The sequence below is a fragment of the Pseudomonas graminis genome, from assembly GCF_900111735.1.
GTDB lineage: Bacteria > Pseudomonadota > Gammaproteobacteria > Pseudomonadales > Pseudomonadaceae > Aquipseudomonas > Aquipseudomonas graminis.
Genome location: NZ_FOHW01000002.1, coordinates 257358 through 269466, shown reverse-complemented (window position 1 = coordinate 269466; position 12109 = coordinate 257358). Strand labels below are relative to the sequence as shown.

The following is a 12109-nucleotide window of genomic DNA, read 5'->3' as shown; positions in this document are numbered from 1 at the left end:
GCCCCATGCCATTGCGCCAGCGCCTCGAAAACCTTCCGGTCGGTCAAAAACTCCTGGCCGCCTTGCTCGTGTTGCTCACCACGGTGCTGGTAGTCGCCAACCTGACCTTCATCAGCGCCGCCTATTACATCTCTCAAGAAGCGATGGCGCCCCAGGCATTGCAAACGATCGGTCGGCTGATCAGCAATCCCGGGCTCTCCGAACAAGCCCTGTCCTCGACCTATAACGCCCAGGCGCTGCTCAATGAACTGAAAAACTACGGCCCGTTGCGAGCGGCGGCGGTGTACGAAAGCAGCGGTACGCGTCTGGCGCAGATGCAGCAAGGCGACAAACTGCGCATGCCTGACCACTACCGGGATCTGGAGAGCTGGCGCATTACCGAGTTTCGCAACACTCAGGTCATCCCCATTCCCAAAGCCGGGCAAGCGCCGGGGCATCTGTTGCTGGTGGCGAGCAGCGAATTGCCGACGGCGTTCTACACCGGCACGCTGACCGCCAGCCTCGGCATCCTGATTTTCAGCATCCTGCTCTGGGCCGGTGTTGCCCGGCAGATTCGGCGTTTTATTACCGAGCCCATCTATCAGTTGGAAGACCTGTCGCGGCGGGTCACCCGCGAGGAGAACTACGCGCTGCGGGCGACGCCCGGCAACAAAGACGAAATCGGCTCGCTGGCCGAGGCGTTCAACACAATGCTCTCGCGTATGGAAGCCCGTGAGCAGCAACTCAGACGCGCCCGCGATGACTCTCAGGAAGCCTACGATCAGGCCCAGGGCCTGGCGGAAGAAACTCGCCACACCAACCGCAAGCTGGAGCTGGAAGTCCAGGTCCGCAGCAAGATCGAGAAGAAGCTCACAGGGTTTCAGAACTACCTCAACAGCATCATCGACTCCATGCCGTCGGCGCTGATCGCTCTGGATGAGCAGCTGTACGTCACCCAGTGGAATCAGGAAGCCGGCGCCCTGTCCGGCACGCCGCTGGACGAAGCGCTCAACCAGCCCATCTACTCGGCGTTCCCGCCGATGCGAGCGTTTTTGCCGCAGATCAAACAGACCGTCGAGCGGCATACCGTCACCAAGATCGAGCGGGTGACCTGGGTCAAGGGCGAGGAGTCGCGTCATTACGCCCTCACCTTCTACCCCCTTACCGGCGATGCCGGCCGTGGCGCGGTAATCCGCATCGATGACATCACCCAGCGCCTGTCGCTGGAGGAAATGATGGTCCAGTCGGAGAAAATGCTCTCGGTGGGTGGGCTCGCCGCCGGCATGGCCCATGAGATCAACAACCCCCTCGGCGCGATCATGCACAACGTGCAGAACATCCGCCGTCGGCTGTCGCCCGATTTGCCGAAGAATCTGGAACAGGCCGAGCAGGAAGGCATTCAGCTGGCGGCGGTGAATCAATACCTGATCGCCCGGGAAGTGCCACAGTTGCTTGACGGCATTCAGTCAGCCGGAGCGCGTGCGGCGAAGATCGTCAGCCATATGCTCAGCTTCAGCCGACGCAGCAACCGTCAGTTGGCGCCCTGTGATCTGCCGGCACTGATCGATCAGGCGGTGGAGATCGCCAGCAACGACTTCGACCTCACCATCGGCTTCGACTTCAAGGGCCAGAACATCATTCGCCAGTTCGATCCTGGCCTGGGTCCGGTGCCTGCGACGGCCAACGAACTGGAGCAAGTGCTTCTCAACCTGCTGAAGAACGCCGCTCAGGCCATTCACCAGCGCGAGAACGCCAGCGAGCCGGGGCGCATCATTTTGCGCACGCGCCTGAACCCGCCATGGGCGGAGATTCAGGTCGAGGACAACGGCATCGGCATGCCGGAAAGCGTACGCAAGCGCACCTTCGAGCCGTTCTTCACCACCAAGGAAATCGGCCAGGGCACAGGCCTCGGTTTGTCAGTGTCGTATTTCATCATCACCAACAACCACAAAGGCCAGATGGAAGTGCATTCCACCCTCGGCCAGGGAACCTGTTTCACTTTGCGTCTGCCGCTGGTGGACAATTCGATAGATATGCCTGCACCACAGGTCATTGGTCAGAACGACCGGGAGTAGAGCCATGGGATTTCGCTTGTCGAAAATTTACACGCGCACGGGTGACACCGGCGAGACGGGTTTGGGCGACGGCCGTCGGGTGCCGAAAGATCACCCGCGGGTTGAGGCCATCGGGGAAGTTGATTCGCTGAACAGTCAGGTCGGCGTGTTGCTGGCCGGCCTTACGGCAGCAGTGGCGACTCAGCCGGCGCTGCAGGAGGTCATCGACGTATTGGCGCCCTGTCAGCATCGGTTATTCGACCTGGGCGGCGAGCTGGCGATGCCGGAATACCAGGCGTTGAATGCGGCCGAGATCGAGCGCCTGGAAACGGCCATCGATCACTGGAATGAAGAGCTGGGGCCGCTGGAGAATTTCATCTTGCCGGGCGGCTCGACGCTGATTGCACAGGCCCACGTGTGCCGAAGCCTGGCGCGCACGGCAGAGCGGCGTTGTCAGCACCTCAACGCGGTCGAGCCACTGGCCGGTGTCGGGCTGGCGTACATCAATAGGCTGTCGGATTTGCTGTTTGTCGCGGCACGGATCATTGCCCGACGTGAGGGCGTTGCAGAGATTTTGTGGGAGCCTGCGAAAAAGCCGCAGTGATCACACAGAACGGTGCCAGTCGGATTCACTACTGAAGATGGACGCCGCTTCTGTAGGAGCCGTCGGGGTGGCGCGCTCCTACCATGTGATCCTCTTCAGCCCTGCCGCCAGAACGCGCGAATTCCGGCCACACCCTGCGCGCCACATTCCCAAGCGTGCTGACGGTCCGTAGGCCCTACCCCGCCCAGCAGATAAACGGGCTTGCTGAAGCCCTCGATCAACTCGCGGGCCTTTTCCCAACCCAGCGGCTGGGCATCTGGATGGCTCTGCGTCGGCAGCACGGGCGAGAGCGTGACAAAATCCACGCCCATCTGCTCGGCCAGACTCAACTCTTCGACGTCATGACATGAGGCCGCCAGCCAGCGGTCCTCAGGGAACGGACGGCCCTTGCTGGCGTATTTGCGCAGCTGTTCGCTGGTCAGGTGCCAGCCCGCCGCCGGAAAGTCTCCCAGCCATTCGCGCGGCCCTTTGAGCATCAACTGCGCCTTGCCCGCACACAGCCCGACCGCGTCAACCGCCACGTCACGGTATTTAGGGTCGTACATGTTCGGCGCCCGCAGCTGAACCAGCTTGATGCCGCCAGCCACTGCCGTGCGTATGCCGCGCAGCAGCTCCGGGGTATCCAGATCGTCCGGGGTGATCAGGTATTCGCCCGGCAGACGTGCAGCGGCCACGATCGGCCGATTCGCTGCCGGGAATTCATACTCGGCCAGTTCCCGCTGCGATACCCAGGCCAGGGGTTGCCCCTCAGCACCATGGGGCTCGCCGGTGAACGACGAGACCTCCCAGACGTCCAGCAACACCTGTTTGTCCGGGTAGTCGTGCTTGATCTTGATCAGCGGACGCGCCGCTGTCACCAAGATGCCAAGCTCTTCTTGCAGCTCGCGGGATAGCGCGGCGTCGACCGACTCATCAGGTTCGACCTTGCCGCCGGGAAACTCCCACAAACCGCCTTGATGCTGTTTGTCGGCGCGGCGTGCGATGAGGATCTTGCCGTCGGTACCACGGATAACCGCCGCCGCTACATGGATGCGTTTCACGTTCAACCTTCCTCCAGACCCGCCTGCTGCCAGCGCTTGAACTCAGGCCACTGATAAATCGTTTCGACGTAGGCTGCCGCGTCTGCCGGCAGCTCGACGTGATAGGTACGAAATCGCACGGCGACCGGTGCGAAGAACGCATCGACGATGCCCGGCGTACCGAACAGGAAACCCTCGCTCACGCCCGACACCGCGCGGCATTCACGCCACAGCGCAACCATGCGTTCGATATCTGCCTGAGCTTCGACCGCAATAATTTCCAACGCCTCGTCCTGACGCAAGTCCATCGGCAAACGCGAGCGCAGTCCGACAAAACCGCTGTGCATCTGCGCGCACGCCGACCGGGCCTGAGCGCGGGCTGCAACGTCCGCTGGCCACAATCCGGCATTCGGAAAGCGCTCCGCCAGATACTCACAAATCGCCAGTGAGTCGACGATGGTGCCGTGCTCGCACTTCAGCGCAGGGACTTTACCGGTTGGCGAATGCTCCAGAATCAGCCGTGTGGTGTCCGCCTGGTTCAGGCGAATCACCTGATCGGTGAACGCTTCGCCGGTCAGCGCAAGCGCCAGCCAGGGACGCAGCGACCAGGAGGAATAACGTTTGTCGCCGATGATCAGGTGCAGGCTCATGTCTTGGCTCCGTTGAAACCGGTGGACTCGCTCGTGACTCAGGTGCGGTATTCCGCGTTGATTTTCACGTATTCGTGCGACAGGTCGGTGGTCCAGATGGTTTCGCTGCAATCGCCACGGCCCAGCTCGATCCGGATAGTGATCTCTTCCTGCGCCATCACCAGCGAGCCTTGCTCTTCAGTGTAGGTGCTGGCGCGGGCGCCTTTGCTGGCGATGCACACGTCACCCAGGAACACGTCGATCTTGCTGACATCGAGGTTCGGCACGCCCGCGCGACCCACGGCCGCCAGGATCCGGCCCCAGTTCGGGTCCGAGGCGAACAGCGCGGTTTTGATCAATGGCGAATGGGCAACGGTGTAACCCACGTCCAGGCATTCCTGATGATTGCCGCCGCCGTTGACTTCGACGGTCACGAACTTGGTGGCGCCCTCGCCGTCACGGACGATGGCCTGGGCGACGTCCATGCACACCTCGAAGACGGCTTTTTTCAGCGCTTCGAACAGTGGGCCCTTGGCTTCGGTGACAGCGGGCAGGTCGGCCTGGCCGGTGGCGATCAGCATGCAGCAGTCGTTGGTCGACGTGTCGCCATCAATGGTGATGCGGTTGAACGACTTGTTGGCGCCGTCGCGAATCAGGTCCTGCAGCACGTTCGGCGCGACATTGGCGTCGGTGGCGATGTAGCCCAGCATGGTCGCCATGTTCGGACGAATCATGCCCGCACCTTTGCTGATGCCGGTCACGGTGACGGTCACGCCATCAAGCACGAACTGACGGCTCGCACCCTTCGGCAATGTGTCGGTGGTCATGATCCCGGTGGCCGCCGCCGCCCAGTTGTCTACGGACAAATCATCCAGCGCCGCCTGCAGCGCACCTTCGATCTTCTCGACGGGCAATGGCTCGCCGATCACGCCGGTGGAAAACGGCAGCACGGCGCTGGCATCGACCCCGGTGATCTCGGCCAGCTTCGCGCAGGTGCGCTCGGCGGCGGCCAGGCCTGGTTCGCCAGTGCCGGCATTGGCGTTGCCGGTGTTGGTCAGCAAATAACGCACCGTGCCTTGCACGCGCTGCCTGGCGAGGATCACTGGCGCCGCGCAAAAGGCGTTCAGCGTAAACACGCCTGCGACGCTGGAGCCTTCGGCGCAGCGCATGACCACGATATCTTTGCGCCCCGGGCGCTTGATGCCGGCGGAAGCGATGCCAAGTTCAAAACCGGGAACCGGGTGCAGCGTCGGCAAAGGACCAAGACCAACAGCCATGAAGTGCGCTCCTTGAAAGACAGTCACGCCATGCGGCCCCGCCGACACGGCTCGATTGATTGAAAAACGCCGCGACGGCAGAGCCGGTCGCGGCGTGATTTTACAGTTCAGCCAAAGCTTGTCGCAGCTTGCAAATCAGTTGATCTGGCCGTGACAGTGCTTGAATTTCTTGCCCGAACCACACCAGCACAATTCGTTGCGACCCAGCTTCTGGTCGTTGCGAACCGGCGACAGCGCGGCGGCGGCGGCTACCGCGACGTCTTCACCCTCTTCGGCGAGCAGGTCAGGCTGATCCAGGCCCGGCGCTTCGGCGTGCTGGAACTGCATGCGCTGGGCCAACTCCTCGGCTTCGCGGCGCAGACGCGCCTCTTCCTCGGCTGGATCTTCACGGCGAACCTGAACGTGGGACAGCACACGAATGGCATCGCGCTTGATCGAATCAAGCAGCTCCTGGAACAGGGCAAACGACTCGCGCTTGTATTCCTGCTTCGGGTTCTTCTGAGCGTAGCCGCGCAGGTGGATACCGTGACGCAGGTGATCCATGGTCGACAAGTGGTCTTTCCACAGGTCGTCCAGAACGCGCAGGAGAATCTGCTTCTCGAACGTGCGCAGTGCCTCGGCACTGGCCTGGTCTTCTTTCTCGTTGTAGGCGGCCAGAATGGCTTCCATCAACTTCGGACGCAGGGTGTCTTCGTTCAGGTGATCGTCTTCGTCGAGCCACTGCTGAACCGGCAGCTTCACGCCGAAATCGCTGCTCAGCGCAGCTTCCAGACCCGCGACGTTCCACTGCTCAGGCAACGACTGCGGCGGGATGTGTGCGGTGATGGTGGCGTCGAGGACTTCTTCGCGGAACTCGGCAATGGTGTCACCAATGTTGGTCGCAGCCAGCAGGCTGTTACGCATGTGGTAGATCACTTTGCGCTGTTCGTTGGAAACGTCGTCAAACTCCAGCAGTTGCTTGCGGATGTCGAAGTTGCGGCCTTCGACCTTGCGCTGTGCCTTTTCGATCGCGTTGGTCACCATGCGGTGCTCGATCGCTTCGCCGGACTGCATGCCCAGCGCTTTCATGAAGTTCTTCACCCGGTCAGAGGCGAAGATGCGCATCAGGCTGTCTTCCAGCGACAGGTAGAAACGGCTCGAACCGGTGTCACCCTGACGACCGGCACGACCACGCAGCTGGTTGTCGATACGACGGGATTCGTGACGCTCGGAAGCGATCACGTGCAGACCACCCGCTTCAATCACTTGCTGATGGCGCTTCTGCCAGTCGGCCTTGATCTGCGCGATCTGCTCAGGGGTCGGGTCTTCCAGGCTGGCAACTTCAACTTCCCAGTTACCGCCCAGCAGAATGTCAGTACCGCGACCGGCCATGTTGGTGGCGATGGTCAGCGCACCCGGACGACCGGCCTGGGCAATGATTTCAGCTTCTTTTTCGTGGAACTTGGCGTTCAGAACCTTGTGCTCGATGCCTTCCTGCACCAGCAGGCGGGACATGTGCTCAGAGGTTTCGATCGTCGCTGTACCCACCAGCACCGGACGTTGCTCGGCCAGACAGGCCTTGATGTCGGTGATGATCGCCGCGTACTTCTCTTCGGCGGTCAGGTACACGAGGTCGTTGAAATCTTTCCGCGCCAACGGCTTGTTCGGCGGAATGACCATCACGGCCAAGGCGTAGATCTGGTGGAATTCGAACGCTTCGGTGTCCGCCGTACCGGTCATGCCGGACAGCTTGTTGTAGAGACGGAAGTAGTTCTGGAAGGTGGTCGAGGCCAGAGTCTGGCTCTCGGCCTGAATGTTCAGAACTTCCTTCGCTTCGATAGCCTGGTGCAGGCCTTCGGACAGACGACGACCCGGCATGGTGCGGCCGGTGTGCTCGTCGACCAGCAGGATCTGGCCGTCCTGAACGATGTATTCGACGTTGCGATGGAACAGCTTGTGGGCACGCAGACCGGCGTAAACGTGGGTCAGCAGACCGAGGTTATGCGCGGAATACAGGCTCTCGCCTTCAGCCAGCAAACCGACTTCAGTGAGCATCTCTTCGATGAACTGGTGACCGGACTCGTTCAGCTCTACCTGACGGGACTTCTCGTCGATGGAGAAGTGACCCTGCTTGGTGACCACGCCTTCCACTTCCTCGATGTGCTGCTCGAGCTTGGGAATCAGCTTGTTGATTTCGGTGTAGAGCTTGGAGCTGTCTTCGGCCTGGCCGGAGATGATCAGCGGGGTACGGGCTTCGTCGATAAGAATAGAGTCAACTTCGTCGATCACGGCGAAATTCAGTTCACGCTGGAATTTATCTTCCAGACTGAACGCCATGTTGTCGCGCAGGTAATCGAAACCGAATTCGTTGTTGGTACCGTAGGTGATGTCGGAGGCGTAGGCGGCGCGCTTCTCTTCCGGCGGCTGGAAAGGCGTGACCACGCCTACGCTCAGACCGAGGAATTCATACAGCGGGCGCATCCAGTTGGCGTCACGACGGGCCAGGTAGTCGTTCACCGTGACCACGTGCACACCCTTGCCGGACAGTGCATTGAGGTAGACCGCGAGGGTCGCGACGAGGGTTTTACCTTCGCCGGTCCGCATCTCGGCGATCATGCCTTCGTGCAGTGTCATGCCACCGATGAGCTGTACGTCGAAGTGACGCATGCCCATGATGCGTTTACCCGCCTCGCGGCAGACCGCGAAGGCTTCTGGCAAGAGCTGGTCGAGGGTCTCACCTTTGGCTATGCGGGCCTTCAACTCGTCGGTCTTGGCGCGCAGCTGTTCGTCCGAGAGGGCGAGCATTTGCTCTTCGAAGCTGTTGACGACCTGGACCGTCTTGAGCATGCGCTTCACTTCGCGCTCGTTCTTGCTTCCGAAAAGTTTTTTTAACAAAGGTGCAAACATATCGAAAGGATCTTCCACACATAGGGATGGAGGGCGGCCCCGTGAGTCGCCCGAGCAGCCCTCATGGCCGCATGCGAACGAGCATTCTACCCGGAAATGGTGGTGAGGAAAGTGGCGTTATTCCACGATGCTGGCACAGCAATGTTACGGGGCAGAAGTACAATAGGGTCATTTCCCGTGACTTCAACCCATGCGGGCGAGAAGTTTTATTAATGTTTTTTCATGATCGCTTGGCGCATTTGTGCCCGGAATGCCTGATGCAAAGGTGCTCCAACCGATTCTGCTAAGATCACGCCCTGGCAACACAAGGCACCCCATCATGGCATTTCGTCCCCTCCCCGCTCGCGTACCGGCCGTTCTTCTGCGCGAATCCCGGCCGCTTAAAGCCATCTTCAACCACGCCCAACGCCTCGCCCATTTGCAGCGTCTGCTGGAAAGCCAGCTACAACCCGCCGCCCGCGAGCACTGCCACGTCGCGTCCTGGCGCGAGGGCACACTGCTGCTCATCGTCACCGACGGCCACTGGGCCACTCGACTGCGCTATCAACAGAAGCGTCTGCAACGGCAACTGGTCGCGTTCAAGGAATTCGCCAACCTCACTCGCCTGCACCTGAAGGTACAGCCCGCAAGAACGCACCGAAGTGAGATGGGTCATACGCGCGATCTTTCCGTTGCAGCGGCCGAAACCATCTCCGCAACGGCCGAAGGCATCACCGACCCGAAACTGCGTGCCGCGCTGGAACGGCTGGCAGCGCATGCCGTGACGAAAGAAACTGGGGAATCATGATGCTGACTACCCCGGCCCGCCGATTCGCAGCATTCGGCTAAAGACCGGACGCGGAGCGTCCTGGGATGCATACCCACGCAGAGCGTGGGCAAGATCAGTCTCAGCCCTCTTTAACCAAATCCAAAAATGCCAGCGCTCTTACTGGCCCCTTCCCGGCTAAAGCCGGTCCCACTAAAAAGCACCGCGTACACCTGCGGGACCGGCGTCGCCCTCGTAGGACCGGCTTCAGCCGGGAAGCTTTTGACCTTGATGTTCAACCACATGCAGCCCAGACACCGCCGATCGCGACTTGGGTGCAGGCTGAACGCAGGTCTCGCGCAGTGGGCCGAGCCGCATGGATGCGGCGAGAGCGCCGTCAGGGCATGGATGCCCGTTCGGCGCGGGCCCACGGAGCGAGACCGGAGTGAAGGTATTCCGACGAAGGAGGAACCCAACCAGGAGCACGGCCTTTTTGGTTACTTTTTTCTGGGCCGGCAATCCGGGCTGTTGGAAAAAGTGACCCGCCGTAAGGGCGGAACCATAATTCCAGCAAACACAAAAAACGGATATGCCCGCTATCCAATCGACGATCAATAAAAAAGGCCACCCGAAGGTGGCCTGAAAACATCAAAAACTAGGAAGAAGAGACTGTCTACACCGCCGCAACAGGGCGCATGTAAGAGATCGGTGCGGTGCTGGCATCTTCGAAGGTCACAACTTCCCAAGCGTCTTCCTGAGCGATCAACGCACGAAGCAAACGATTGTTCAGACCGTGTCCCGACTTGAAGCCCTGATACTCGCCGATCAGACTGTTGCCCAACAGATACAGGTCACCGATGGCATCCAGAATCTTGTGCTTCACGAACTCGTCTTCATAACGAAGACCGTCCTCGTTCAGCACGCCGTCCTTGTCCACGACGATCGCGTTTTCAACGCTGCCGCCCAGAGCAAGGTTATGTTTACGCAGGTATTCGATGTCTTTCATGAAACCGAATGTCCGCGCACGGCTCACTTCTTTAACGAACGAAGTGCTGGAAAAATCCACGCAAGCCGTCTGTGTACGGTTCTTCAGATAAGGGTGATCGAAGTCGATCTCGAACCCTACCTTGAAACCCTCAAACGGTAAGAACTTGGCGGACTTGCCGTCTTCTTCTACGCACACTTCTTTCAGTATGCGGATGAATTTCTTCGGTGCGTCCTGTTCTTCCAGGCCAGCCGATTGAATCAGGAATACGAAGGGACCTGCGCTGCCGTCCATGATTGGAACTTCGGAGGCAGAAAGTTCAACGTAGGCGTTATCGATGCCAAGGCCGGCCATGGCCGACAGCAAGTGCTCGACCGTATCGACCTTCACGTCGCCATTGAACAGCGTCGTGGAGAGCGTGGTGTCACCCACATTCAACGCGTGAGCGTTGATCTGGACCACCGGCTCAAGGTCGGTACGGAAAAACACAATGCCAGCGTTCACAGGTGCTGGTTTGAGGGTCAGGTAAACCTTCTCCCCCGAGTGCAGGCCGATACCTGTGGCACGGATAATATTTTTCAGGGTGCGTTGTTTAATCATGGCATTGGCCGCTTCAGCGCGTATCGCGAATTAGTATCAACAAAGGCTGGCGATGATAGCAGACCCCGCCTTTGCTGAACACCAATCACCCTTATACCCCTGATAGAACCCATTAATCAGCCTGACGACGCAGGAACGCTGGAATGTCCAGGTAATCCAGATCGTCTTGCGGATTCATCTTGGCGGCGGCTGTTGCGCCTGCGTGTGCCTGATTACGCATCACGGTTGGACGGTCCAGATCGCGGTAGTTGACCGAAGGCAGCTCCTGGCGTGCGGCATGTTGCTGCGCAGGTGCGGCTTGAGCGGTCTGCATGGTGTTGTCGATGACCTTCACAGGCTTCTCGATTTTTGCACCCAGGCCGGTGGCAACCACAGTCACGTGCAGCTCGTCGCGCATGTCCGGATCGATAACGGTACCGACCTTGACCATGGCGTGCTCGGAGGCGAACGCTTCGATGATGCTACCCACGTCGGAGTACTCACCCAGAGACAGGTCAGGACCGGCGGTGATGTTGACCAGAATGCCGCGAGCACCTTGCAGGTTCACGTCTTCGAGCAACGGGTTGCGGATGGCCGCTTCGGTGGCTTCACGCGCACGGTTCGGACCGCTGGCGCAGCCAGTGCCCATCATCGCCATGCCCATTTCGGACATCACGGTGCGTACGTCGGCGAAGTCGACGTTGATCATGCCCGGACGCTTGATGATGTCGGAGATACCGCGAACGGCACCGGCCAGTACATCGTCAGCCTTGGCGAAAGCCGACAGCAGGCTGGCGTCCTTACCGAGGATGGTCAGCAGCTTCTCGTTGGGGATGGTGATCAACGAGTCGACGCTTTCGGACAGCGCGCGGATGCCTTCATCGGCGATCTGCATACGCTTGCGGCCTTCGAACGGGAACGGACGGGTGACGACCGCAACAGTAAGAATGCCCATTTCCTTGGCCACTTCGGCAATGATCGGTGCAGCACCGGTACCGGTACCGCCGCCCATGCCAGTGGTGATGAAGACCATGTTGGTGCCTTGCAGCACTTCAGCGATGCGCTCGCGGTCTTCCAGTGCAGCCTGACGGCCGACTTCAGGATTCGCACCTGCGCCCAGGCCTTTGGTCACGCCGGTACCCAATTGCAGAATGGTACGTGCGCCAATGTTTTTCAGGGCCTGAGCATCGGTGTTGGCGCAGATGAACTCGACGCCTTCGATGTTGCTTTTGACCATGTGATTGACTGCGTTGCCGCCGCCACCACCAACGCCGATAACTTTAATTACCGGGCTTTGTGGGATGTTGTCTACGAGCTCGAACATGTTCCCTCTCCTTCAGTTCTCTAGTTTT

At 60.0% G+C, this 12109-nt stretch carries 9 protein-coding genes; 3 read left to right on the top strand and 6 right to left on the bottom strand.

Going from position 1 to position 12109, the window contains the following annotated elements; translation table 11 throughout:
- The first annotated feature begins 5 nt into the window (after positions 1-5).
- Both BMY98_RS03070 and BMY98_RS03065 read left to right on the top strand, forming a co-directional pair.
- Positions 6-2054 (top strand): sensor histidine kinase, encoded by a 2049-nt coding sequence (locus BMY98_RS03070; protein WP_074884498.1) that lies wholly within the window; start codon positions 6-8, stop codon positions 2052-2054.
- 4 nt (positions 2055-2058) lie between these two features.
- Positions 2059-2637, top strand: coding sequence for a cob(I)yrinic acid a,c-diamide adenosyltransferase (locus BMY98_RS03065; RefSeq protein ID WP_074884494.1), 579 nt, complete (start codon positions 2059-2061; stop codon positions 2635-2637).
- Positions 2638-2732: 95 nt separating this feature from the next.
- Here the strand turns inward: BMY98_RS03065 and BMY98_RS03060 are convergent, their stop codons facing one another.
- The 4 genes from BMY98_RS03060 to secA form a co-directional block, all read right to left on the bottom strand.
- Entirely contained in the window at positions 2733-3677 is a 945-nt protein-coding gene (locus BMY98_RS03060; protein ID WP_074884763.1) for a Nudix family hydrolase, read from the bottom strand.
- Between the two features lie 2 nt (positions 3678-3679).
- Positions 3680-4306 carry a glutathione S-transferase family protein gene (locus tag BMY98_RS03055; RefSeq protein WP_074884490.1) on the bottom strand — a complete coding sequence of 209 codons (627 nt, stop codon included), beginning with the start codon at positions 4304-4306 and terminating at the stop codon, positions 3680-3682.
- A gap of 38 nt (positions 4307-4344) precedes the next feature.
- Positions 4345-5562 (bottom strand): bifunctional glutamate N-acetyltransferase/amino-acid acetyltransferase ArgJ, encoded by a 1218-nt coding sequence (gene argJ, locus BMY98_RS03050; RefSeq protein ID WP_074884486.1) that lies wholly within the window; start codon positions 5560-5562, stop codon positions 4345-4347.
- Positions 5563-5697: 135 nt separating this feature from the next.
- Positions 5698-8448, bottom strand: a complete 2751-nt coding sequence (secA, locus tag BMY98_RS03045) for a preprotein translocase subunit SecA (RefSeq protein ID WP_074884482.1) — start codon at positions 8446-8448, stop codon at positions 5698-5700.
- Between the two features lie 319 nt (positions 8449-8767).
- Here secA and BMY98_RS03040 point away from each other — a divergent pair, with 319 nt between their 5' ends.
- The gene (locus tag BMY98_RS03040) at positions 8768-9235 is read left to right on the top strand and encodes a DUF721 domain-containing protein (RefSeq protein WP_074884479.1); all 468 of its coding nucleotides are present in this window, start codon (positions 8768-8770) and stop codon (positions 9233-9235) included.
- A gap of 631 nt (positions 9236-9866) precedes the next feature.
- Here the strand turns inward: BMY98_RS03040 and lpxC are convergent.
- Both lpxC and ftsZ read right to left on the bottom strand, forming a co-directional pair.
- Entirely contained in the window at positions 9867-10778 is a 912-nt protein-coding gene (gene lpxC / locus BMY98_RS03030; protein ID WP_065992158.1) for a UDP-3-O-acyl-N-acetylglucosamine deacetylase, read from the bottom strand.
- A 112-nt stretch (positions 10779-10890) separates the two neighbouring features.
- Entirely contained in the window at positions 10891-12081 is a 1191-nt protein-coding gene (ftsZ, locus tag BMY98_RS03025; protein ID WP_074884474.1) for a cell division protein FtsZ, read from the bottom strand.
- Positions 12082-12109: the final 28 nt, after the last annotated feature.